Origin of the sequence: Litchfieldella rifensis, from assembly GCF_042646605.1 — a bacterium.
Lineage (GTDB): Bacteria > Pseudomonadota > Gammaproteobacteria > Pseudomonadales > Halomonadaceae > Litchfieldella > Litchfieldella rifensis.
Map to the genome: position 1 here is coordinate 16,880 of NZ_JBHRUG010000005.1, position 21,137 is coordinate 38,016.

25 protein-coding genes are annotated in these 21,137 nt (G+C 61.5%); 16 read left to right on the forward strand and 9 right to left on the reverse strand.

Annotated elements, in window-relative coordinates:
- Nucleotides 1-83: 83 nt before the first annotated feature.
- Complete coding sequence (locus ACFOEV_RS02770) at nt 84-1,442, forward strand: purine-cytosine permease family protein (RefSeq protein WP_386771376.1); 1,359 nt, start codon at nt 84-86, stop codon at nt 1,440-1,442.
- Nucleotides 1,443-1,526: 84 nt separating this feature from the next.
- Here ACFOEV_RS02770 and ACFOEV_RS02775 read toward each other — a convergent pair whose 3' ends face one another.
- From ACFOEV_RS02775 to ACFOEV_RS02785, 3 genes are read right to left on the reverse strand one after another with little or no spacing between them, the layout of a single operon-like run.
- A complete protein-coding gene (locus tag ACFOEV_RS02775; protein WP_386771377.1) occupies nt 1,527-2,354 on the reverse strand; it encodes a substrate-binding domain-containing protein in 828 nt (275 codons plus the stop codon).
- A gap of 50 nt (nt 2,355-2,404) precedes the next feature.
- Nucleotides 2,405-3,136 carry an ATP-binding cassette domain-containing protein gene (locus tag ACFOEV_RS02780; protein ID WP_386771379.1) on the reverse strand — a complete coding sequence of 244 codons (732 nt, stop codon included), beginning with the start codon at nt 3,134-3,136 and terminating at the stop codon, nt 2,405-2,407.
- Nucleotides 3,133-3,831, reverse strand: coding sequence for an ABC transporter permease (locus tag ACFOEV_RS02785; RefSeq protein WP_386771381.1), 699 nt, complete (start codon nt 3,829-3,831; stop codon nt 3,133-3,135). The genes ACFOEV_RS02780 and ACFOEV_RS02785 overlap by 4 nt, the downstream gene beginning before the upstream one ends.
- A gap of 99 nt (nt 3,832-3,930) precedes the next feature.
- Between ACFOEV_RS02785 and ACFOEV_RS02790 the strand changes: the two genes are divergently transcribed.
- Nucleotides 3,931-4,818, forward strand: coding sequence for a substrate-binding domain-containing protein (locus tag ACFOEV_RS02790; RefSeq protein WP_386771383.1), 888 nt, complete (start codon nt 3,931-3,933; stop codon nt 4,816-4,818).
- A 15-nt stretch (nt 4,819-4,833) separates the two neighbouring features.
- On the opposite strand, the gene ACFOEV_RS02795 is transcribed toward ACFOEV_RS02790, so the two are convergent.
- The gene (locus ACFOEV_RS02795; RefSeq protein WP_386771385.1) at nt 4,834-6,828 is read right to left on the reverse strand and encodes a sigma-54-dependent Fis family transcriptional regulator; all 1,995 of its coding nucleotides are present in this window, start codon (nt 6,826-6,828) and stop codon (nt 4,834-4,836) included.
- A 386-nt stretch (nt 6,829-7,214) separates the two neighbouring features.
- On the opposite strand from ACFOEV_RS02795, the gene ACFOEV_RS02800 reads away from it, so the two are divergent.
- The 7 genes from ACFOEV_RS02800 to ACFOEV_RS02830 are packed head-to-tail and all read left to right on the forward strand — an operon-like array spanning nt 7,215 to nt 13,154.
- Nucleotides 7,215-7,730 carry a gluconate 2-dehydrogenase subunit 3 family protein gene (locus tag ACFOEV_RS02800; protein WP_386771387.1) on the forward strand — a complete coding sequence of 172 codons (516 nt, stop codon included), beginning with the start codon at nt 7,215-7,217 and terminating at the stop codon, nt 7,728-7,730.
- A 28-nt stretch (nt 7,731-7,758) separates the two neighbouring features.
- Nucleotides 7,759-9,339 carry a GMC family oxidoreductase gene (locus ACFOEV_RS02805; protein WP_386771389.1) on the forward strand — a complete coding sequence of 527 codons (1,581 nt, stop codon included), beginning with the start codon at nt 7,759-7,761 and terminating at the stop codon, nt 9,337-9,339.
- Nucleotides 9,340-9,353: 14 nt separating this feature from the next.
- On the forward strand, nt 9,354-10,340 hold the full coding sequence (locus ACFOEV_RS02810) for a thiamine pyrophosphate-dependent dehydrogenase E1 component subunit alpha (RefSeq protein WP_386771391.1): 987 nt from the start codon (nt 9,354-9,356) through the stop codon (nt 10,338-10,340).
- 16 nt (nt 10,341-10,356) lie between these two features.
- Nucleotides 10,357-11,388 carry an alpha-ketoacid dehydrogenase subunit beta gene (locus ACFOEV_RS02815; RefSeq protein ID WP_386771393.1) on the forward strand — a complete coding sequence of 344 codons (1,032 nt, stop codon included), beginning with the start codon at nt 10,357-10,359 and terminating at the stop codon, nt 11,386-11,388.
- A 19-nt stretch (nt 11,389-11,407) separates the two neighbouring features.
- Nucleotides 11,408-11,644, forward strand: a complete 237-nt coding sequence (locus tag ACFOEV_RS02820; protein WP_386771395.1) for a biotin/lipoyl-containing protein — start codon at nt 11,408-11,410, stop codon at nt 11,642-11,644.
- Nucleotides 11,645-11,656: 12 nt separating this feature from the next.
- Entirely contained in the window at nt 11,657-12,424 is a 768-nt protein-coding gene (locus tag ACFOEV_RS02825) for a 2-oxo acid dehydrogenase subunit E2 (protein WP_386771397.1), read from the forward strand.
- Between the two features lie 7 nt (nt 12,425-12,431).
- Nucleotides 12,432-13,154, forward strand: coding sequence for a lipoate--protein ligase family protein (locus tag ACFOEV_RS02830; protein ID WP_386771399.1), 723 nt, complete (start codon nt 12,432-12,434; stop codon nt 13,152-13,154).
- Nucleotides 13,155-13,208: 54 nt separating this feature from the next.
- Here ACFOEV_RS02830 and ACFOEV_RS02835 read toward each other — a convergent pair whose 3' ends face one another.
- The 3 genes from ACFOEV_RS02835 to ACFOEV_RS02845 form a co-directional block, all read right to left on the reverse strand.
- Nucleotides 13,209-13,487 (reverse strand): MoaD/ThiS family protein, encoded by a 279-nt coding sequence (locus ACFOEV_RS02835; RefSeq protein WP_386771401.1) that lies wholly within the window; start codon nt 13,485-13,487, stop codon nt 13,209-13,211.
- A 5-nt stretch (nt 13,488-13,492) separates the two neighbouring features.
- On the reverse strand, nt 13,493-14,677 hold the full coding sequence (locus tag ACFOEV_RS02840) for a WD40/YVTN/BNR-like repeat-containing protein (protein ID WP_386771403.1): 1,185 nt from the start codon (nt 14,675-14,677) through the stop codon (nt 13,493-13,495).
- Nucleotides 14,678-14,980: 303 nt separating this feature from the next.
- Nucleotides 14,981-15,859 (reverse strand): alpha/beta fold hydrolase, encoded by an 879-nt coding sequence (locus ACFOEV_RS02845; RefSeq protein ID WP_386771405.1) that lies wholly within the window; start codon nt 15,857-15,859, stop codon nt 14,981-14,983.
- Nucleotides 15,860-15,991: 132 nt separating this feature from the next.
- Here ACFOEV_RS02845 and ACFOEV_RS02850 point away from each other — a divergent pair, with 132 nt between their 5' ends.
- From ACFOEV_RS02850 to ACFOEV_RS02860, 3 genes are all read left to right on the forward strand, one after another.
- On the forward strand, nt 15,992-16,336 hold the full coding sequence (locus ACFOEV_RS02850; protein WP_386771407.1) for a TfoX/Sxy family protein: 345 nt from the start codon (nt 15,992-15,994) through the stop codon (nt 16,334-16,336).
- 146 nt (nt 16,337-16,482) lie between these two features.
- A complete protein-coding gene (locus ACFOEV_RS02855) occupies nt 16,483-16,926 on the forward strand; it encodes an antitoxin Xre/MbcA/ParS toxin-binding domain-containing protein (RefSeq protein ID WP_386771409.1) in 444 nt (147 codons plus the stop codon).
- Nucleotides 16,926-17,399 carry an RES family NAD+ phosphorylase gene (locus tag ACFOEV_RS02860; RefSeq protein ID WP_386771411.1) on the forward strand — a complete coding sequence of 158 codons (474 nt, stop codon included), beginning with the start codon at nt 16,926-16,928 and terminating at the stop codon, nt 17,397-17,399. Before ACFOEV_RS02855 ends, ACFOEV_RS02860 begins: the two co-directional genes overlap by 1 nt.
- 48 nt (nt 17,400-17,447) lie before the next feature.
- Here the strand turns inward: ACFOEV_RS02860 and ACFOEV_RS02865 are convergent, their stop codons facing one another.
- Together ACFOEV_RS02865 and ACFOEV_RS02870 are read right to left on the reverse strand one after the other, a co-directional pair.
- Nucleotides 17,448-17,825 (reverse strand): VOC family protein, encoded by a 378-nt coding sequence (locus ACFOEV_RS02865; protein WP_386771413.1) that lies wholly within the window; start codon nt 17,823-17,825, stop codon nt 17,448-17,450.
- 243 nt (nt 17,826-18,068) lie between these two features.
- Nucleotides 18,069-19,007 (reverse strand): 2-dehydropantoate 2-reductase, encoded by a 939-nt coding sequence (locus tag ACFOEV_RS02870; RefSeq protein WP_386771415.1) that lies wholly within the window; start codon nt 19,005-19,007, stop codon nt 18,069-18,071.
- Nucleotides 19,008-19,183: 176 nt separating this feature from the next.
- Between ACFOEV_RS02870 and ACFOEV_RS02875 the strand changes: the two genes are divergently transcribed.
- The 4 genes from ACFOEV_RS02875 (at nt 19,184) to ACFOEV_RS02890 (ending at nt 21,060) form a co-directional block, all read left to right on the forward strand.
- Nucleotides 19,184-19,549: a DUF6164 family protein gene (locus tag ACFOEV_RS02875; protein WP_386771417.1), complete on the forward strand. Its 366-nt coding sequence runs from the start codon at nt 19,184-19,186 to the stop codon at nt 19,547-19,549.
- A 25-nt stretch (nt 19,550-19,574) separates the two neighbouring features.
- The gene (locus ACFOEV_RS02880; protein WP_386771419.1) at nt 19,575-20,207 is read left to right on the forward strand and encodes a class I SAM-dependent methyltransferase; all 633 of its coding nucleotides are present in this window, start codon (nt 19,575-19,577) and stop codon (nt 20,205-20,207) included.
- A gap of 161 nt (nt 20,208-20,368) precedes the next feature.
- Nucleotides 20,369-20,548, forward strand: a complete 180-nt coding sequence (locus ACFOEV_RS02885; protein WP_386771421.1) for a hypothetical protein — start codon at nt 20,369-20,371, stop codon at nt 20,546-20,548.
- Between the two features lie 260 nt (nt 20,549-20,808).
- Complete coding sequence (locus ACFOEV_RS02890; RefSeq protein WP_386771423.1) at nt 20,809-21,060, forward strand: hypothetical protein; 252 nt, start codon at nt 20,809-20,811, stop codon at nt 21,058-21,060.
- Nucleotides 21,061-21,137 lie beyond the last annotated feature (77 nt).

Sequence of the window (21,137 nt, forward strand, 5' to 3'; positions counted from 1 at the left end):
TCATTGACCAACCTGAGTGTCGCCGATTTCGGCGGTGCAGGGGGTCGTCTGTCCTGAAGACAAGCACAACAAAGGTATTCGAGATGACCAATCGAACATCGACGACCGAGGCCACTGACCTCGACTATGCAGAACAACCGGTGCCCGCCGAGGGGCGAATGCCGAGAACCAACCTGATGATGGCATGGTGGGCGGTGTGCAGCGCCATCTTCTACATGGTGGTGGCCGCGGCCATGGCGCGCAGCTATGGCACGACCAACGCACTGATCGGCATCGTGCTAACGGTGATCGCCTATGGGGTGATCAACAGCGTGATCAGTCGCTACTCGATGAAAACCGGATTGACTGTCGCCCTGTTCTCCAAGGTATTGTTCGGCCACGTGGGGGCGATGGTCGCCACGCTGATTTTCTTCGCCACGGCGCTCTACTACGCAGTGTTCGAAGGTTACGTGATGGCGCTGGTGCTGACTGAGTGGAGTGGCAGCCTGACCATGGCCATGAGCACGGCCATCGTGGCGATACTGGGGGTTTCGCTGATTTTCGGTAGCGTCCAGCACTGGCTGGACAAGTTCAACGGGGTGCTGCTGCCGGTCTATGTCATCGGCATGCTGATCGCCGTGGGCATGGCCATTGCCGAGTTCGGCTACCCGAGCGACTGGCTGTCGCGGGTCCCCGAAGGGGGTGCCTCGCCCTGGGGTTGGCTGCAGACCTTCGCCTACTACATGGGCGTGTGGGTGCTGATGATGTTCACCTTCGACTATGCCCGTTTCGGCAAGCAGGAAGACGCCAGTTTCCATGCCAAGGTGACCTTCGGTATTCCTTTCTATGCCATGACCTTCCTGTTCAGTGGCATTGTCGGCATCCTGCTCGATTCGATGATTCCCATCGATGGTCTGTCGGAAGCCTCCGTGGTGCTGGGCCTGCTTGAATTGATGGGAGTGGGTGGCCTGCTGTTGGTTTGGGTGACACAGAGCCGGATCAATACCGCCAACTATTACCTGGCCACGGTCAACTTCGAGGCGTTGGTGCGCAAGGTCACCGGCATCAAGCTTTCCAAGGTGGTGGCAGGGTGCCTGATCGGCCTGATGTCCTATCTGCTGATGATGGCCGACGTGTTCAGCTACATTCTCCAGGCGCTGGCCTACCAGGGCGTGTTCGTGGTGGCCTGGGTCGGTGTGGCCCTGGCACATATCCTCTCGCGCACCTACCAGCAGCGCTTCAACGGCCATGTCGAACTGGATAATGCCTACATTCCGGCCTACAACCCCTGTGGCTTGATCGCCTGGTGCCTGGCAACCGCCGTGGGCATGGTCATCATGCATCTGCCGGGCATTTCTGGATTCTCGGCACCGGCCACCTTCCTGGTCGCCTATGTGCTGTATGAAATCGGACTCAAGCGTGCTAACCCTGACTGGTACGTGGCCAGTCTGAACAAATCCTGATTCGCTTTCGTTTCCGTCTCGATGAGATCCCGGTAGCCTTGGCTACCGGGGTTTCTCTGCCTAGCTCAATGAGTCGCTACCGCTTCACTTAGCGTTGGGAAAAAACAACTGCTGCCCCTTGACCTCGAAGTCGGCCATGGCTTGCTGGCCTGCCTCGGAGAGTAGCCATTCATGCCACTGTTGAGCGAGGTCGTGCTTGAGGTGGGGGTGGCGTTCTTCGCTTAGCAGCAGGCTGCCGTATTGGTTGAACAGCGCTTCGTCGCCCTCGAAAAGAATCGCGAGGTTCTGGCGGTTATCGAAAGCCACCCAAGTGGCGCGATCGGACATGACGTAGGCATCCATGCCGGCGGCGGTGTTCAGGGTCGGGCCCATGCCGCTACCCAGTTCGCGATACCATTCCCCGTTCGGTTCGACACCCGCTGACTCCCACAGGCGCAGTTCGGCGCGGTTGGTGCCGCTGTCGTCGCCACGCGAGGCAAAGGGCGCTTCGGCTTCGGCGATCATCGAGAACGCCTCGTCGACCGTGTCGGCTTCACCAATGCCGGCCGGATCGTCACTGGGGCCGATGATCACGAAGTCGTTGACCATCACGTCGCGGCGTTCGGTGGCGTAGCCGTCGGCGACGAACTGTTCCTCACCCGCGGTATCGTGGACCAGCAGGCTGTCGGCGTCGCCTCGCCGGGCGATCTCGAAGGCCTGGCCCGTGCCGACCGCGACGACATGCACATCGATGCCCGTGGTGTCACGGAACTGGGGAATGATGGCGTCGAACAGCCCCGACTGTTCGGTGGAAGTGGTCGAGGCCAGCGTGATATAGCGCTCGTCGTCCTGGGCCTGGCTGCCCAGTGACAGCACCATGCCCAGACCTAGTCCCAGGATCGTGATGGCGGTTTTGGTTTTGTTGAGCGGCATGCAATGGCTCCCTGTTGTCATGACGTTGTTTACGGTGTGTCGGCGGTTGCCTACCACACCAGATCTCCGTTGATGAATGCCCTGGCTCGGGCCGTTTGCGGTTGTGAGAAGAACACCTCGGCGGGGCTGTGCTCGATCAGGCGGCCGCCGTAGAGAAAGACCACCTCATCGGCCAACCGCCGGGCCTGGTTGAGGTCATGGCTGCTCATCACGATGCGTGTTCCCTGGCGATGGAAATCGGCGACGGCATCTTCTACCGCTCTGATCGCGGCGGGATCGAGCGCCGAGGTGGGCTCGTCGAGAAACAGCACTTCGGGTTTCAACAGCCAGGCGCGGGCCAGCGCCAGGCGTTGTTGTTCGCCGCCGGAGAGAACACGCGCCGGGCGATGGGCGATGGCCGTTAGGCCGAAATGTTCCAGCGCTTCCCATGCCAGAGGTTTGCGGCGTGTGTGCCGGGTACTGCCCGCCGCCAGGGCGTAGGTAAGGTTGGCCAGCGCCGAGCGGCGCAGCAGCACCGGGCGCTGGAAGACCATGGCCTGGCGGGGGGGCTTGCCGTTGTCATGACCTGACCAGCGAATCCGGCCTTCGGTAGGCTTGAGCAGACCATGGCACAGACGCATCAATAGGCTCTTGCCGGCCCCGTTGGGGCCCATGATCAGGGTCTTGCCATGACCTTCCAGGCGCAGCGAGATGTGGTCGAGTAGAATCTGGCCGCGATGCACGAAGCTTACTTCATTGAGTTCCAACGGCAGGATGGAATGGGGGAGGCGCATATCGTTCATCCCAGTCGCCTCCTGGCGGTTTCACCGACCACGTAAGCGGCGCCATTGACCACCGCCACCAGAAGCAGCAGCACGATCCCCAGCCCCAGTGCCAATGGCAGGTTGCCCTTGCTGGTTTCCAGGGCGATGGCGGTGGTCATCACCCGGGTGACACCATCGATATTGCCGCCGACGATCAGTACCGCGCCCACTTCGGCACTGGCACGCCCGAAGCCGGCCAGGATTACCGTGATCAAGCCGAAACGGGCATCCCACAGCAGGGTGGGAATGGCGCGCCAGCGCGCGATGCCGAATGACGAAAGCTGCTCGCGGTATTCGCCCCATAATTCTTCGATCTGCTGGCGGGTCAGTGCGGCGATGATCGGTAACACCAGCACCACCTGGGCGACGACCATGGCCCCGGGGGTGAACAACAGCCCCCACTGGCCCAGCGGCCCGGCTCGCGACAGCAGCAGGTAGACCATCAGCCCGGCAACTACCGGTGGCAGGCCCATCAAGGCGTTGAGAAACACCACGACCATGCCGCGTCCGGGAAACGCCCATAGCGCCAGAGCGGCGCCAAGCGGCAGGGCCAGTAGACTGGCGATCAACACCGCCGAAAGCGAAACCTGCAATGACAACGCCACGATGCCCATCAGTGCTGGGTCCATGCCCAGTACCAGGGCGAGGGCCGTTTGCAAGGCGTTGTCGGGCATGAGGCTCTCCTGTTAATTCTTGTTGCATGATGCGCGGTCTTTAACGGTATCGCACTCTATACTGAAAAATATGCAGCCAAGAACATAGAAACGACATCGATGATCCCTCACTCTCCTTATCTGACGACAGCGGAAGTGGCCGACTACCTGCGCCTCAAGGAGCGCAAGGTCTACGATCTGGTCAAGCAGGGCCAGATTCCGTGCACGAAAGTGACCGGCAAGCTGCTGTTTCCCCGCCAGAGCATCGACTTGTGGCTGATGAATCACCTGGAGGGTGATCAGCAAAGTCGCCGGCCAGTACCTTGGGTGTTGGCCGGCAGCCAGGACCCGTTGCTGGAGTGGGCATTGCGCGAAAGCGATGCGGGCCTGGCCATGCTATGCCAAGGCAGTGGTGACGGAGTGCAGCGTTTGCTCACCGGTGACGCCATGCTGGCCGGGGTGCATGTCATCGACCCCAATACCGGCCGCTACAATGATTCCCAGTTGCTGGGACTTTCCGGCATGCGCGATCTGGTGATGGTGCGCTGGGTGGTGCGCCGCCAAGGGTTGATGGTGACACCTGGCAACCCCAAAGGGATCGAATCGCTACGCGATCTTGCGCGTGACGAGCTGGTAGTGGCCCATCGCCAGTCAGGTGCCGGCGCCGAGCGATTGCTGCGTTATCTGCTGACCAAGAGTGGGTTGGATCACGAAAAATTGAACCTGACCGAGCACCCCGCGCTTAGCGAAGACGACTTGGCCTTGGCGGTACGCCATGGCGAGGCGGATGTCGGCCTGGGGGTGGAGGCCGCTGCGCGTCGCCAGGGCCTGGAGTTCGTGCCGGTGCACGAGGAGTGCTTCGACCTGGCCATGCGCCGGCGCAGCTATTTCGAACCGCCAGTGCAGCGTCTGCTGGCCTTCGCCCGAGATACCCGCTTCGCCGAGCGCGCCGCGGCGCTGGGCGGTTACGACGTTGGCGAGCTGGGTACCGTCACCTATAACGCCTGATCGCGGATGCGTCGGCTATAAGGTATCCCTCTGCTGGGGCGGCACGATCCCCAGCCGCTTCATGCGCCGGTAGATGGTGGGCCGCGACAGTCCCAACTCGCGGGCCACGGCGCTGATGTTCCAGTGGTGCCGGCGCAGGGCCTGATGCAACGGGTCGCGGTTGCCCGGCAGGTCGACGACCCGGTTGGGGGCATCCAGCGCTGGATCGCTCTCGCCGCGATGGGCGCCGGGATGCGCCAGGTGACCGCTGATGCATTCCTCGGGCAGGTCGCCAACGATCACCTCGTTGCCATCGCAAGTGGCCAGTGCATAGCGCAGGGCGTTGTGCAGTTCGCGGATATTGCCCGGCCAAGGGTAGGCCAGCAGGGCACTCATGGCATCGCCACGCAGCCGCATCCGTTCGTCGCGTTCCTGTTGTAGTTCCTTGAAGATGCGCCGAATCAGGTAGCTCTTGTCAGCACGCTCACGCAGCGGCGGCAGACGCAGGCTGGCCCCGTTGAGGCGATAGAACAGATCCTCGCGGAAGCGGCCTTCGGTGATCAGGCCACGCAGGTCGCGGTGGGTGGCGGCGACCACTCGCAGGTCGACCTTGAGCGGGCGGCTGGCGCCGATCGGCAGCACCTCCTGCTCGGCCAGTACCCGCAGCAACCGGGTCTGTAACTGCAGTGGCATATCGCCGATCTCGTCGAGAAACAACGTGCCGCCATCGGCCTGGGCGATCAGGCCCTTCATGCCCTTGCTGCGTGCGCCGGTGAAGCTGCCGGGTTCGTAGCCGAACAGTTCGCTCTCGATCAGTGATTCGGGCATCGCCGCACAGTTGATGGCCACGAAGGGCTTGTCGCGGCGCCGGCTCGATTCGTGCAGGGCGCGCGCCATGCGCTCCTTGCCGGTGCCGGTTTCGCCGATCACCAGAATGTTGATCGGCTCGTTACGCAAGCGGGCGGCGCGGGTCAGGGTATCGCGCATTGCCGGGTCGTCATCGGCCAGGGCTTCCAACGGCGCCAGGCTAGTGTCGCGAGCCCGGCTTTCGCCCACCGAGTGCGGAATTCGACGCTGCGGTTCGATCAGTGTGGCGAAATGGATCTCGCGATGACGATGGGTGCGGAAGGCGCGCACGCGGTCGTCGCAGTAGCGCTGGATGGTCAGCACGTCCTCGATCTCGGCGTCGAGCAGGTCCTGGATGTTCCAGGCCTTGAAGAGTCGCGCTTCGCCGGGACCGGGCAACGGCAGGTCGTGGTGACGTAGCAGCTTGCGACCGGCGGTATTGGCGGCCACCACGCTGCCGTCCTCCTCAATGGCGATGAGGTAGCGGCGGTTGATCTGCACGAACTCCCGCGAGCGGTCCAGGCACACCACATGATGGTCGTTGTAACGCTGCAGGAAATAGGCGTTCTCGATCATCCGCGCGTAGTGCTTGACCAGCTGCAGGGCGAAGGTCTGCGAGGTTTTCGATTCCGGCGAGTGGTAGGCGGAGATATCGAGTATCGCCAGCAGTTGGCCATGCGGGTCGAAGATCGGCGCCGCGGTGCAGGTCAGGCGGATATGGTGAGCGCTGAAGTGATCGGTGTGGTGACAGGTCAGGGGGATTCGCTCATGGATGCAGGTGCCCACCGCGCAGGTGCCGGCATGCTCTTCGCTCCAGTCCGAGCCCAGGTAGAGCCCGGTGCGCTGATGTTCACGCTGGTCGCTGGTGGCACCGAGAAACTGCACGGCGATGCCGCGGGCATCGGTGAGCAGTACCACATACCCCAGCGGCATCACCTGACGATAGAGCTGCTCGACCCCGGCACGGCCCACCTGGATCAGGGCATCGGCCTGGTCCTGATGCTCGCGCAGCGTCCGGTCCGGCACGTAGCGCGGCGGAGTGGGGCGGGCAGGATCCAGGCCGTAGCGGTCGATGCACCGACGCCAGGAACGCTCGATCACCGCGTCGTCGCTGGCGCCGGGAAGCGAATCCAGTGAACTGAGAATGGTATCGATATGCTGGCGCTGTGCCTGGGCAGTGCTCATCAGGTATTCCTCCACCGGTATCACGATACCGGCCCGGGATTATTCGGGAAGCGCTTCCCTTGTTGTTGTCTATCAAGGTACGTCCCGCCCACTCCTCTTGAGATACGACCTTCGTCGTCCCCCCGTTACAAGTGTAAAGGGCGCTGTAATGCCCAGTGTGACGGTTTTGTCACTCCCACCTGCAACAACTGTCACGCGCTAAGCCTGAACGGGCTCTTCAGACGACAGATATTCCTCCTTTATCCCCTCGTTAAAACAATGTGTTAGCTCCTTGATGACGGTTTCTGGCACGAAAGCTGCCATGACGATAGCGAGCACCGGTAGCGGCTACTGAACACGCCGCATCAATGCCGAAACGTCAACCAGACAATAACAAGGAGCACACCATGAAGCCTGATCCCCGTGCGGCTATCAGTCGCCGCCGTTTCCTCACGCTTTCCGGTCAAGGGGCGCTGCTGGCCGGTGGCCTGGCGCTGAGTGCCGGCGCCTGGCTGCCGCGCTGGGCCTTGGCCGACCCCGACCTGGCCAGCCGCCTGCTGCGCATGGGCCGCGATATCTACCCCCACGAGGCGATCGCCGATCGCTATTACCTGGAGCCGCTTCAACCGCTGCTGGAGGAGCAGCGCGAGTTGATCGAGGAGGGGTTGGCCGATCTCGACCACCGTGCCCAGGCCGCCCACGGCCGCGGCTATGTCGCCATTGGAGAGGAATCCGAGCGGGTCGCCCTGTTGCGCGAGATCGAGGATGGCGAGTTCTTCCAGAGCGTGCGCAACCCCCTGGTGGAGGGGCTCTACGACAACCCCGAGCTATGGGAGCCGCATTTCGGTTACCAGGGCTCGTCCTGGCAGAAGGGCGGCTACCTGAACCGTGGCTTCAACGATCTGGTGATCGACTGGCTGTAAACAGAACAACAAATGAGGAGCAAACGCCATGAGCGGCAAGTTTTCGCACGATGACGACAGCGTGGTGGTGATCATCGGTTCGGGAGCCGGGGGCGGCACTCTGGCCCATGCCTTGGCCAAGCAGGGCATCAACAGTGTGGTATTGGAAGCCGGCAAGCGCTATCGCATGGAGGACATCGAGAACGACGAGTGGGAGATGTTCAAGAAGATCTCCTGGCTCGATGAGCGCATCACCGCCGGACCGCGTCAGTTGACCGAGACCTTTCCCAACCTGCCGGCCTGGATCGTCAAGGGCGTGGGTGGCAGCACCATTCACTGGGCCGGTGTCGCACTGCGTTTCCAACCCCACGAATTCCGCCTGCATAGCGAGGTCGGCGATATCGCCGGCGCCAACTTGCTCGACTGGCCGATCAGTTATGAAGAGCTAGAGCCCTATTACGCGCAGGCCGAGCGCCATATGGGCGTGACCGGCGAGTCCACCGGCATGCCGTACCACCCGTGGAACAACAACTTCAAGGTGCTGGCCGAGGGTGCCAAGAGGGTCGGCTACCAGAAGCTGCGTGCCGGTCCGATGGCGATCAACACCCAGGCCTACGACGATCGCCCGCAGTGCATGCAGGCCGGCTTCTGCATGCAGGGCTGCCGCTTCGGTGCCAAGTGGTCGACGATGTACACCGACATCCCGCGTGCCGAGGCTACTGGTCATTGCGAGGTGCGCCCCAACGCCATGGCATTGCAGATCGAGCATGACGCCAATGGCCGGATCGCGGGTGTGGTCTATGCCGATGGTGAAGGCAACCTGCAGCGCCAGAAGGCCCGCGTGGTGTGCGTGGCCGGTAACTCCATCGAGTCGCCACGGCTTCTGCTCAATTCAAACTCCTCGCTGTTCCCCGATGGCCTGGCCAACTCTTCCGGGCAGGTGGGGCGCAATTACATGACCCATGCCACCGCCTGCGTGTTCGGGGTGATGCCCAAGCCGGTGAACATGCACCGTGGTACCACCTTCGCCGGGATCATCTCCGACGAGGCGCGTCTCGACCGTTCGCGGGGCTTCGTCGGTGGCTACACCCTGGAGGTGATGTCGCTGGGCGTGCCGTTCTTCGCCAAGTTCATGGACCCGAGCAATGGTGGTTGGGGCCGCGACATCACCAGCGCGCTGGACAAGTACGATCATCTCTCCGGGGTGTGGATCTGTGGCGAGGACCTGCCGATGGAGGACAACGGCATCACCCTTCACGACACCCGCAAGGACCAGTACGGCTTGCCAGTACCGATCGTCTACAAGGGCGATCATCCCAATGACGAGGTGCTGCGTCGCCATGGCCAGGCCCAGGCCACCAAGTGCTACGAGGCAGTGGGAGCCGAGCGCACTTTCCTGGTCCCGGATTTTCCCACCAGCCACAACGTCGGCACCAATCGCATGAGTGCGCGTCCGGCGGATGGGGTCGTCAACAAGTGGGGGCAGACCCACGACATCGACAACCTGTTCGTCTCCGACGGCAGCCAGTTCACCACCAGCGGTGCCGAGAACCCGACCCTGACCATCGTCGCCCTGGCCCTGCGCCAGGCCGAATACATCGCCGAGCGCATGCAGCGCCGCGAACTCTGAAGGGAGACTCTGACATGCAACCGACCACCGAACAGCGGCTGTGGATGTATCGCCACATGGTGCTCAGCCGTTACCTCGAGGAGCGTATTGAAAGCCTTTACATGGAAGGCAAGACGCCGGTGTTCAACATGGCCAAGGGGCCGATCCCCGGCGAGATGCACCTTTCCAACGGCCAGGAGCCCTGCGCGGTGGGGGTCTGCGCGCACCTCAACCCGGAAGACACCGTCACCGCCACCCATCGCCCGCACCACATCGCCATAGCCAAGGGCGTCGACCTCGACGCCATGGTCGCCGAGATCTTCGGCAAGGCGACTGGGCTTTCCGGCGGGCGGGGCGGTCACATGCACCTGTTCGACGCCAAGGTGAACTTCTCCTGCTCGGGCATCATCGGCGAAGGCCTGGGCCCGGCGGTGGGTGCGGCACTGTCGAGAAAGCTGCAGGGCAAGCCCGGCGTGGCGGTGGCCTTCATGGGCGAGGGTGCCGCCAATCAGGGCGCTTTCCACGAGGCACTCAACCTGGCGGCGGTGTGGCAGTTGCCGGTGGTGTTTGTCATCGAGGACAACGCCTGGGGCATCTCGGTGGCCAAGCAGGCCTCCACCGCCGTGCCTCGCAACGACCAACGAGCCAGCGCCTATGGCATGCCCGGTGTGCACGTGGCCGACAACGATGTGGAAGCGATCTTCACAGCCGCCGGCGAAGCCATCGCCCGCGCCCGCGAAGGCCGAGGCCCGACACTGATCGAGATCGAAACCGCACGGCTTGCCGGTCACTTCATGGGCGACGGCGAGGACTACCGGCCCAAGGGTGAGAAGGAAGGCCTCAAGCAGCGCGACCCGATTCCCCGTTATCGCCAGCAACTGTTCGATGCCGACCTGCTCGACGACATCTCGGATACCGACTTGGTCGAGCAAGCACATGCCCGTATTGAGGCTGCCATCCGTTTTGCCCAGGACAGTGAGTTCCTGCCTCCCGAAGCGGCCCTCGAGATGGTCTTCGTCTAACGCCAGGAGAATCACCATGAGCATGACAACCACCAGTGCCGGTACCCGCAAGCTGACCATCGCCCGGGCCATGGCCGAGGCGACTGCCCAGGAAATGCGTAACGACCCGCGGGTCTTCGTGATGGGCGAGGATGTCGGTCCCTTGGGCGGGGTATTCGGCAATACCCGCGGCCTTTACGACGAATTCGGCGCCGAGCGCGTGCGCGATACGCCGATCTCCGAAACCGCTTTCATTGGTGCCGCCGTGGGGGCCGCTTCGGATGGCATGCGGCCCATCGTCGAGTTGATGTTCGTCGACTTCTTCGGCGTATGCATGGACGCCATCTACAACCTGATGGCCAAGAACACCTACTTCTCCGGGGGTAAGGTCAAGGTGCCGATGGTGCTGATGACCTCCACCGGCGGCGGCTACTCCGACGCCGGCCAGCACTCCCAGTGCCTGTATGGCACCTTCGCCCACCTGCCGGGCATGAAGGTGGTGGTACCCAGCAACGCCTATGACGCCAAGGGCCTGATGACCGCGGCGATCCGCGACGACAACCCGGTGGTGTTCATGTACCACAAGTCGCTGCAAGGCATGGGCTGGCTGGGTACCGAGAAGGGCGCCACCGTACCAGTCCCCGAGGAGAGCTACACGCTCGAGATCGGCAAGGCCGCCGTGGTGCGCGAGGGCCACGACGTGACACTGGTCAGCCTCGCTGCCGGCGTGCATCACTGCCTACGTGCCGCCCACGCCTTGGAGGACGAAGGCTTCTCCGCTGAGGTGGTCGACCTGCGCAGCCTGGTGCCGCTGGATCGCGAGACGATTCGCGCCTCGGTGGCCAAGACCGGACGCCTGATCGTGGTCGATGAGGACTATCACAGCTATGGCGTTAGCGGCGAGATCATTGCCAGTGTAGTTGAGCACGACCATGCCTGTCTCAAGGCCGCGCCACGGCGTGTCGCCTACCCGGACATTCCGATTCCCTTTGCGCCGACCATGGAGCAGTGGGCGCTGCCCAATGCCGACAAGATCGTCGACGCCTTCCACCAGATGATGTTGAGTTGAATCAGGAGATATATCACCGATGAGTACCGCAATTACCGTACCCGACGCCCTGTGGGAAGGCGACAGCGAAGGTGTGATCACCGCCTGGCTGGTCAACGATGGCGCTGAGGTCGCGCAAGGCGACCTGGTGGCCGAGGTGATGGTCGAGAAGGCCCAGTACGAGATCGAAGCGCCTGCCGCCGGCGTGTTGGCCATCACTAAGCAGGAAGACGAGGTGGTGGAGAAGGGCGACACCATCGCCACCCTAAACGGGTGACAGGAGGCTTACATGAAACTGGAAACCCATGACATTGCCCCATCCGTCCCCGAGGGGGCGGACCCAGACGCATCAGGGGCGCCGTCTTCGAGAGTGATGCCATTGCGTGGCATGCGCGGCATGATCGCTTCGAAAATGCTCCACAGCCTGCAGTCCACGGCGCAACTGACCCATCATGCCAGTGCCGATCTCACCGCCGTACAGGCACTGCGTTACCGGCACAAGGTGGCCGGCAAGCCGCCCTCGGTGCAGGATGTCCTGCTGCGCCTGATCATACAGACGCTGACGGAGTTTCCGGCGCTGAATGCCACTCTGAAGGACAATCGCATCACCGAGTTCGATGCCGTGCACCTGGGGCTAGCGATTCCGTTGGCCGGGGATCTACTGGTGGCGCCGGCACTGTTCGATGCCCAGCGGCTGACCCTGGGCGAGCTGCCGGCGGCACGCCAGAGCTTGGTCGAGCGCGCGCAGGCCGGCAAACTGACGGTACGCGAGATGACCGGTGCCACTTTTACGGTCTCCAACCTGGGACGCTCACGGGTGCATCATTTCACGCCCGTTCTCAATGTGCCCCAGGTGGCGATCCTGGGCATCGGTGGTGTCGAAACCCGGGCCGTGCCACTATCGGATGGCTGGCGCGCCGCCGACTTCATCGGTCTGTCATTGACCTTCGACCACCGTGCCGTCAATGGTGCGCCGGCGGCCGCCTTCCTGGACGCACTGTGCGAACGGATCGAGGGCTTGGCGCCGGATGTCTTCGACGATGAATTGGCTCGATAGAGGATGCATGACGATATCACCGACTGTCGATGAAGCCGGCTGGATGCTGCAGCGACCTACGGTCGAAGCCGGCCTGGCGCTCGATGAAGCGTTGCTGGAGTCGATCTGTCAGGGCGAAAGCCGGTTTGGGCTGGTGGCTTGGTCGTCCACTGATCGAGCACTGGTGATGCCACGCCGTCATGAGCGTGTGACGGGCTTTCCCGAAGCGCGTCGCATCCTCCACGACATGGGCTGGCCGATCCTGTTTCGAGCCACCGGTGGTACGCCGGTGCCCCAGTCGCCGGCGGTGATCAATGTGGCATTGGCGCTGCGTTGCCAGGTGGGCAGCTCGGCGGCCCACCTGGAATGGGGCTACAGACGCCTCGGCGAGCCCTGGTGCGAATGGCTCGCCGAACTGGGTGTCGCCGACGCCGATCTCGGTTCGGTTTCCGGCGCCTACTGCGATGGGCGTTTCAATGTCCGCATCGCCGGGCGCAAGCTGGTCGGCACCGCCCAACGCTGGCGTCGGGTACGCGGCAGTCGCGACATGGCGATGCTGGCCCACGGTGCCATGCAGGTGGGCGACACGCCCGAATCGCTGGTCGACGTGGTCAATGCCTTCCAGAAGGCTATTGGCGCCTCCGAGCGCTTCCAACCCGAGAGCCATGTGGCCCTGGGTGAGGTGCTACCTGGCTTCGACCTCGAGGCGGTGCTGCCGGGGTTGATCGAGCGCCTGGGAGAGGCCGACTGACGGCCGGACGCCCCGTACCGCTCATGGTGGGTGCTTGGCGTGAAAGCTCAGCCCTCAGCCCCCGCTCAACGCCTGAAATATATACACGGTTCCCCCATCCTGGACCCGATCGGAGAGTGTCTTTCTATCCACCACCAGCGCATTGTTAATGGAGAGAAACACATGCCGACGCAGTCCGCCCTGATCATCGAGCACGTAATCGGTAAACCCCGGGGCGATCTCGTCGACCGCCTTCAGGACCTCAGAGACCGAGCCGGCCGGTACCTGGATTGTTCGGTTTTCCAACTGCGGAAAGTACCGGTACAGGTGCGATGTCATTTCAACAGTCGTCATGATGCTCAGCCAAACCGTACTGAATAGACCGGCGGCAGGTTATTTCCGAGGCATTGCCAGGTTTCGCCGCGGTCTTCCGATAAGTAAACATTACCGGTCGTACTGCCAAAACACAGGCTGTCGCCCGATATGTCCAGACCATGCCTCAAGACAACGTCGTAGGCATTTTCCTGCGGCAGGCCCTGGCGGAACGATTGCCAGGACTGGCCACCATCGGTTGTCCGGGCAACGAACAGGCCACCTTCAATCGCCATGCGTTCCGAGTCCGCCTGGGCCGGTACGACCCAGGCGGTACGCCCGTCATTCGCATCCGCCGCGATGGGGAAACCGAAGTGCACGCCCATGTCCGGCCTACTGACTTTCCGCCAGTTTCGTGCACCGTCATCACTGTAAAAGACACCACAGTGGTTCTGTTGCCAGAGATGGTCCGGCTGCCGGGGGCAATGGGTCACGAAGTGTGGATCATGCCCCCACTCCGCGGCGGGGTCCGGTAGGTAGTCCATCAACATACCGCGATTGCGTCCTGTCCAGGTCCGGCCGCCATCGGTCGTCTCCAGTACCCCGGCCGAGGAGACCGCCACATACAGATGGTCCGGATCGCGAGGATCGACAATGATCGAATGGATACCTGGTTCGAACACACCGTAATCGATACTCGCCGGCGTGCCGCCCCATTGGTTCTCACTCGTCGCATCGCCCGCGAACAAGTCGCCACCCCGGGTGTCATGGTTCCACAGCGGGCGGTTGAGTTCCCAGGTGTCACCGTCGTCATCGCTGGCGAACAAACCGCCCGGGATCGTGCCAGCGTACAATCGACCTGGCTGACTGTCGCTGCCAAACCCGATATTCCAGATCTTGTATACGGACGCGTCGGCATACTCCGGCTGGCCGGTCGGAGCCTCCGGATCGAAATCGGGGGTAGGCAGGTATTTGAGGATGTAGCGGGCGCCTTTAGGGTACTTGACCGATGCCACTTCCTCCCACGTCCCGCCTCCATCGCGAGAACGGGACAGCTTCGGTCCCCAGTGGCCGTGGTCCAGCGATGCCCACAGCGTGTCGTTTCGCGGATCGCGTGCCACGTAACAAACAGGAATGCCCGCATGCAGGATTGGACGAGGACGCCACCCGGCATTGATACGATCGAATATGACAGTGCCCTTGCGAGTACCCAGTAGAATCATGCCGGACATGGCATTGCCCTCATCTGAGCCGGTCCCTTCATGCGCTAAGGAAACACTGATTTATTGCTGCGCTCGATATCTTGACTGCCGGCGGTGCTCAGAATCCTCATTTAACACCGCGTAAACTCCGGTTCTTGCGCTCCGGCGGCAGCCAACCTCTCATCGCTCGCGACATAAATCAGCGCTTCCCTAACGGCCATACATAACATGGCGTATTCCACCTGGAGCGGAACAAGAATAGTCCACGCAGTTTCACACCGCAAAGCGGTGGAGCGGTTGGCAAGTACCTAGCGCTTGACCATGCCCGTCAATCTATTCGTCAACACCTTCATGCAAGAACCTCGTTACGGCTTCAGAGAGGCGCTCCGGCGCTTCTTCTGGCACGAAGTGTCCGACGGAGGGCAAACGAACCACCCGATGGTGTGGAAATGTCTGCTGCCAGCGTTGCAGTTCCTTCTCGCGAAAGGCGATGTCCTTCATCCCCCACACCAGAAGCACCGGCTTGTCACGCAGGACGGAAATCTCTTGCCACAACTCTGCGAGCCATGCGGATGAGCCGAGGATTTCCTTGGGAAAGACGAGACACCCCTTTCTGTCCTTGGGGCTGTCGAGGGGATGGAGATAATGCGCGTGTGCTTGCCTGCTCAGTCGGGTCTTGTCGCCAAAGGCTTGGCGCAGCAGTACTCGAGCAAAGACGTTGCCTCGACGAATGAGGAGTCTGCCGATTGGCCCGCCCATGAAAGCACTGAAGGCGATGTAATGAACGTTATGGTTGACGGGCCAAGCCCATGTATTGATGAGGATGAGCCGCGAAACGTTCCGAGGATGGCTGAGGGCATAGGAAAGCCCTATCGGTCCACCCCAGTCCTGCATGACCAGCGTGATGCCATCGAGACCAAGCGTCTCGATGAGACGCGTCAGGTTGGCAGCGTGATCCTTTGGCTTGTAGGACCAGTCCGCAGGCTTGTCCGACAGTCCGAACCCCAGATAATCCGGGGCAATGCAGCGGTGTGTGCTACGCAACTGCTTGATCAGGTGGCGATACAGGAAGGACCAGGTCGGGTTCCCGTGAAGCAAGACCACCGGTTCCCCGCTGCCTTCGTCAACGTAGTGCATGCGACCTGCCGCTAGCTGAAGGTAGTGCGGGGCAAAGGGAAACTCGCTCCTGTCGAGCCATTCGTGGTCTTGCATCGCTTGCTGTCGGGAAAGTGCGTGTACGATTACATTGTACAAGCATCTGACGGTTCTCCTGGCCGATGCGAATGTGGGCATGGAGGATCGGTCAGGCTAGAGGCGTATCTCGGCGAGTGGGGTAGGGAGTCGATGAGTGAGTACACCGATTATCTGCACGATGTCTTCGAACGGTTCGGGCCGATCACGGCACACCGTATGTTCGGTGGCCATGGCATCTATCACGACGGCCTGATGTTTGCGCTGGTCTCCGACGAGACGCTTTACCTGAAGGCAGATGCGGAGAACGTCGGTGACTTCGAGCGGGAAGGGCTTGGACCCTTCGAGTACGACAAGGGCGGTAAGGTGATACAGATCGCCTACTATCAAGCCCCGGAAGACCTGTTCGAGGATCGCGAACTGGCCGCCGCCTGGGCGCGCCGCTCGTTCGATGCTGCGTTGCGCGCCCAGGCCGGCAAGCGCAAGTCGAGAACCTGACAGCTTTCCGTTCCTGGGCAGTCACAGCCTACTAACGGTAATCGACCGGACATCCGCTGAGACGTGAATCGCCTGGTTTGCATTTTGACGAGTCCATTGCTTCAAAATGATGTAAAGTGTCAGGAGGCTGATGCGAGGGGCTTGTCATGGATGTAATAGAGAAAGGCGGCGACCGCGAAGAGGGCATCCAGGGAGTGAAGGTGCCTCCCGCGGTATATTGCGACAAGGTTGCCTTCATCCAGACAGTGCGAGAGGGGATTTCGGGTAGCGTCGTCAGACAGGCCATCCATGCCTTGGGCGACAACCGGGAGTTGTTCGTCAGATTGTTGGAGACAACCCCCGGCAACCTGCACCGGTTCTACAAGCGCAAGGCGTTGAGCCGTACCGACAGCGAAGAAGTGCTGGACGTGCTGCGGGTCTACTACCAGACCATCAAGGTATTCGGTGACAGAGACAAGGCGTTGCGTTGGCTGAATACGTCGATCCCCGCACTATCCGGTGAGAAGCCACTCGATCTGTTCGACACCTTCGAAGGACGTCAACTCGTTCGTGAAGTGCTTCGCAAGGTCGAGTACGGGGAATTCAGTTGATGCGGTTGTTCAGAATCGGGCCTGACCAGCACATCGGCAACATGAGTGGCATGGGCGGCAGCTATCGTGATGGTGCCGGGTGGAATTCGGCTGGTGTGGCCGTGCTCTATTTTGGCACTTCACCCAGTGTGGCGATGCTGGAGCTCGGAAACTACGTCCCTTCGCCGCGTGATCTTCCCGACAACTATCGGCTAGCGGTTTTCGAGGTGCCTGATGACGAGGTGGAAACTTGGTCTGTCGATCAGCTACCCGTTGATTGGGCCGACTTTTCCTACCCATCGTCTATCCAGCAACTAGGCACGCAGTGGCTACGGCAACGAGAAAAATTGGTGCTGTTGGTGCCGAGCTGTGCCGTGGCAGGCGGTATGGAAAATATCGCGGTCGTCAACCCCATGCATCCTGACGTCTCGAAGATTCGACTGCTTGAAAAGCACGCAGCGATCTATAACGAGAGGATGTTCAAAGGGATTTGAAAGCGCCGGTCAAGCTGGGCTCGGCCGGCGAACGTGTGTGAGCCATTGTCATTCTGCCGCTTCGTCGACCTGGAAGATGCCGAAGGTATTGCCCTCGGTATCGAGGAAGTAGCCCTGCCAGCAGCGGCCGGGCACGGCAAACTTGGGCAGGGCGACTTGTCCGCCAAGCCGTGCGATGTGTTGGGCCGTCTCCTCGAAGTCGTCTACCTCGAACGAACAGACGAAGGCATTCGTGCCGCATTCGGCAGGTGGCGTTTGCGCTGGGCGCTGGAGCAAACCGCCCCCCGTTCCTCCGGTATCGATACGCCAGTATTCGACGGGCAGTCCCTCGACCTTGTCGAACTGCCAGCCGAAGAGCGTGCCATAGAAGCTTACCGCACGCTGGGTGTCATCGGCCTGAATCTCGAAATAGAAGTGTCCGCTCATGTTTCCTCCAAGGCAGTTTCCGAAACGTTGCGCGGTGACTGCTATGTTGGTATTCGGATATCGCTGTGATCCGAACCTCAAGGATAGCGGGTGTCAGGAGGAGAGTAGCAGTGAGACTTGAGGGAAAAGTCGCCCATCGTCACGGGGGCAAGGTCCGGTAACAGCGCATTGAGCCTTCCTTCGGCCTAGCTCGGTTGGCCGAATCTCCCGAGATGGCGATGCCTTGGGACGCCGCTGTCATGACTAGAAGTTGAGCTGTCTTCTGGCTCGCAGCTCCTGCGGCAGCAGGGCGGCATGAATGGTGGCATTGACCGGCGTTGCCACGCCGGCTGCCTCTCCGAGCCGCACCACGGCGCCGTTCTGGGAATCGAGTTCCGAGGGAAAGCCTTCGATGATGTCGCGGTGCATGGAGGCCGTGCTGGTCTCGGGCAGCGAGTCGATGAACGTCATGGCACGCTCGATGGCGTTCTCGGGCAGGGCGACCCCCGTGGCCCGGCCCGCCTGGCAGATCTCCTGCATTACCTGTTCGAGCATCTCGCGGCTTTCCGGCAGACTGCGGCAGATGCCGATCGGTGCCCGTGTCACGGCGCCGACGCCGCTCATGGCGCAGATGAACAGGAACTTGCTCCAGATCGCGACATTGATGTCATCGGGAATCTCGGCATGGACGCCCTGGGCCCGGTCGAAAGTCGCCTTGAGGCGCTGGGTGCGCTCGCTGGGCTGGTTGTCGAGTTCGCCGAAACGCACAAAGGGGTCAACCCCTGCATGGTGGATCACCCCCGGCGCAACGCGGTAGGCGAGGATGCCGCACAGACCACCGAGCACCGGCGCCCGGCCCAGCACCTCGGCGAGATGCTGCGGGGCCTCGACGCCATTCTCCAGTGGTACCACGAAGGTCTCGGGGCCGATCATCGGGCGCATCTCCTCGGCGGCATCCTTCACCTGCCAGGCCTTCACCGCCACGATCACGCAGTCCACCTCACCGACCGATAGCGGATCGTCAGTGGCCTGGGCCGGTGAGATCACGAAATCGCCATTGATGCTTTTTACCCGCAGACCGTCGCGCTGAATGGTCGACAGATGCTCCCCTCGGGCGATGAAGGTGACATCCTCACCCGACTCGGCGAGGCGTCCGCCGAAATAGCCGCCCACACCACCCGTGCCATAGATTGCGAAACGCATGGGATTCTCCTCGAGACCATCGAACCGTTGCTGGTTGTGTCTTCATTGTCGACCGTGGACAGGGCCGCGTCGAACGGCAACGTGGTCAACCTGGAGCGGTTGCCGGGTGACGGCGGTGCGGTAGGATAGGAGTAGCATTCGGGGGATATTGCAGTGCCAAGGGCCGGGAGTCGTTCATGGCAGTCTTGCTGTTCAAGCTTCGCGACGTGCCGGATCAGGAAGCCGAGGAAGTTCGGCAGTTGCTACGTGAACACCAGTTCGATTTCTACGAAACCAGTGCCGGACGCTGGCGTTTGTCGGTGGCCGCCATCTGGCTCAAGGACGACTCCCAGGCGGCGGCAGCCCGCTCGGTGATCGACGAATACCAGGCGGAACTCACGGCCCGCGCCCGCCAGGCGCATGCCGAGCTCGAGGCTCAGGGACGGGCGCCGACGCTCTGGGGAAAGCTGTCGCAGCAACCGTTACGTTGTTTGCTCTTCATCGTGGCAGCCGCCATCGTGCTGGGGGTGTCGATCCTGCCGTTTCTTGGCTTGCAAGGCTAAGGGCGGTGCGCGGAGCGAGCCCCCCATGAAGCACTATCGATACGACTCCTTGCGCCGCGAATATTCGAAGCTGGCACCGCGTTACGATAGTCGTTGGGCAAAATATATCGATGCGTCGGTCCGTGAATCGCGGCGCTGGCTCGCCTTGGCTACAGGCGACGGGGTGCTGGATGTCGGCTGCGGGACCGGGGTGTTGCTGGCATCCTTGGCACGCGAGATGCCGGGTGTTCGGTTGGCCGGTATCGATCTCTCCTGTGAGATGCTTGAGATTGCCCGTCACCGCGTCGGGCCGAACGTCGAGCTCAAAGAGGCCTCCGCCGAAGCCTTACCCTTCAGTGACTCGGAGTTCGATGCGGTGGTATCGACCAGTGTATTTCACTATATCCGCGAGCCTCGGCGTGCCTTGGGGGAAATGCATCGGATTCTGAAGCCTGGAGGGCGTGTGGTCATCGTCGACTGGTGCGACGACTATCTGACTTGCCGTCTGTGTAACGTCTTCCTGCAAATCTTCGACCCCGGACACTTCCGTACCTATCGCAGCGATGAATGCCGTGAATTGCTTGTCGGGGCGGAGTTTGCAAACGTGGAGGTCGAGCGCTACAAGATTGATTGGTTGTGGGGAATGATGACGGCAACGGCCATCCGAGGGCAGGAGTGAACGGCGCCATATGGGCAAATCCCGTTCTCTGAGGTTGCTTCGAAAGCTGTTGCCGGTAGTAGGGTCGCTATCTGGAGACATTTTCGCCGTGAGCTCTCATTCGCTAGAATGAGGAGGTAAATTCAATAACACCCATATAACCAGAGGGAAAGGGATCACCCATGCATAAGCCCCTGATGGCCCTGAGCGTTGTGTTGTTCGCGGCACTGTTCGTTGCTGGCTGCAGTTATCAGCCTGCCCGCATCAAGTCCGAACCGCTGATCGTGATCGACGACGACCGGGGTGGACACAACCACGGTAGTTTCTGTCCGCCGGGGCAGGCCAAGAAAGGCAATTGTTGAAGGCCGATACTCTCACGACCCGCCTCAAGGGCATGCCATCAGCATGCCCTTGATGGTTTCGGGAGAAAGTGAGGTTGCGCAATTGTTGCGCATTGTCCGCTGGGAGGGACCCCGGAGTATGGATATACTAGTTAGGAAACGCTGTTCGAGTTGCCCTGTGCCGAAAGGCGTGCTGTCCTGGCACAGCGCATAAGAAGGCGACCGATGAGGAACGCAGGGGGACAGGAGCCGATTCCATGATCCTCGTGAGGCACTCATTCATGAAACTTTCCACGCAGCTTGTCACCCTTATCGTGCTGAGCGGTACATTGTTGATGGCTGGCTGCAGCTATAGCCCCGCTCGGATAACCCCGGAACCGCTGATCGAAATCGACGGTCACGACGGTCATTATCACCACAGTCGCCGTTATTACTACGACGACGACGACTGGGACCATGATCATTACTATTACGAAAGGCGCGGTCGTGGTGGGTTCTGTCCGCCGGGTCAGGCGAAGAAGGGGCGTTGCTAGCACCCTAATCTCATTGGCATCGACTACTGACTGGCGTATGGTGGGAGAATACAAAAGATAACAATGACACCGGAAAA

Bases quoted from the DNA above. Each gene is read 5' to 3' on its own strand.
- ACFOEV_RS02845 (WP_386771405.1), bottom strand. From the start codon at position 15,859: ATGCAAGACCACGAATGGCTCGACAGGAGCGAGTTTCCCTTTGCCCCG.
- ACFOEV_RS02865 (WP_386771413.1), bottom strand. From the start codon at position 17,825: ATGAGCGGACACTTCTATTTCGAGATTCAGGCCGATGACACCCAGCGT.
- ACFOEV_RS02885 (WP_386771421.1), top strand. From the start codon at position 20,369: ATGCATAAGCCCCTGATGGCCCTGAGCGTTGTGTTGTTCGCGGCACTG.
- ACFOEV_RS02785 (WP_386771381.1), bottom strand. From the start codon at position 3,831: ATGCCCGACAACGCCTTGCAAACGGCCCTCGCCCTGGTACTGGGCATG.
- ACFOEV_RS02880 (WP_386771419.1), top strand. From the start codon at position 19,575: ATGAAGCACTATCGATACGACTCCTTGCGCCGCGAATATTCGAAGCTG.
- ACFOEV_RS02795 (WP_386771385.1), bottom strand. From the start codon at position 6,828: ATGAGCACTGCCCAGGCACAGCGCCAGCATATCGATACCATTCTCAGT.
- ACFOEV_RS02840 (WP_386771403.1), bottom strand. From the start codon at position 14,677: ATGTCCGGCATGATTCTACTGGGTACTCGCAAGGGCACTGTCATATTC.
- ACFOEV_RS02855 (WP_386771409.1), top strand. From the start codon at position 16,483: ATGGATGTAATAGAGAAAGGCGGCGACCGCGAAGAGGGCATCCAGGGA.
- ACFOEV_RS02875 (WP_386771417.1), top strand. From the start codon at position 19,184: ATGGCAGTCTTGCTGTTCAAGCTTCGCGACGTGCCGGATCAGGAAGCC.
- ACFOEV_RS02800 (WP_386771387.1), top strand. From the start codon at position 7,215: ATGAAGCCTGATCCCCGTGCGGCTATCAGTCGCCGCCGTTTCCTCACG.
- ACFOEV_RS02820 (WP_386771395.1), top strand. From the start codon at position 11,408: ATGAGTACCGCAATTACCGTACCCGACGCCCTGTGGGAAGGCGACAGC.
- ACFOEV_RS02825 (WP_386771397.1), top strand. From the start codon at position 11,657: ATGAAACTGGAAACCCATGACATTGCCCCATCCGTCCCCGAGGGGGCG.
- ACFOEV_RS02860 (WP_386771411.1), top strand. From the start codon at position 16,926: ATGCGGTTGTTCAGAATCGGGCCTGACCAGCACATCGGCAACATGAGT.
- ACFOEV_RS02805 (WP_386771389.1), top strand. From the start codon at position 7,759: ATGAGCGGCAAGTTTTCGCACGATGACGACAGCGTGGTGGTGATCATC.
- ACFOEV_RS02835 (WP_386771401.1), bottom strand. From the start codon at position 13,487: ATGACGACTGTTGAAATGACATCGCACCTGTACCGGTACTTTCCGCAG.
- ACFOEV_RS02780 (WP_386771379.1), bottom strand. From the start codon at position 3,136: ATGAACGATATGCGCCTCCCCCATTCCATCCTGCCGTTGGAACTCAAT.
- ACFOEV_RS02850 (WP_386771407.1), top strand. From the start codon at position 15,992: ATGAGTGAGTACACCGATTATCTGCACGATGTCTTCGAACGGTTCGGG.
- ACFOEV_RS02770 (WP_386771376.1), top strand. From the start codon at position 84: ATGACCAATCGAACATCGACGACCGAGGCCACTGACCTCGACTATGCA.
- ACFOEV_RS02830 (WP_386771399.1), top strand. From the start codon at position 12,432: ATGACGATATCACCGACTGTCGATGAAGCCGGCTGGATGCTGCAGCGA.
- ACFOEV_RS02890 (WP_386771423.1), top strand. From the start codon at position 20,809: ATGAAACTTTCCACGCAGCTTGTCACCCTTATCGTGCTGAGCGGTACA.
- ACFOEV_RS02870 (WP_386771415.1), bottom strand. From the start codon at position 19,007: ATGCGTTTCGCAATCTATGGCACGGGTGGTGTGGGCGGCTATTTCGGC.
- ACFOEV_RS02775 (WP_386771377.1), bottom strand. From the start codon at position 2,354: ATGCCGCTCAACAAAACCAAAACCGCCATCACGATCCTGGGACTAGGT.
- ACFOEV_RS02790 (WP_386771383.1), top strand. From the start codon at position 3,931: ATGATCCCTCACTCTCCTTATCTGACGACAGCGGAAGTGGCCGACTAC.
- ACFOEV_RS02810 (WP_386771391.1), top strand. From the start codon at position 9,354: ATGCAACCGACCACCGAACAGCGGCTGTGGATGTATCGCCACATGGTG.
- ACFOEV_RS02815 (WP_386771393.1), top strand. From the start codon at position 10,357: ATGAGCATGACAACCACCAGTGCCGGTACCCGCAAGCTGACCATCGCC.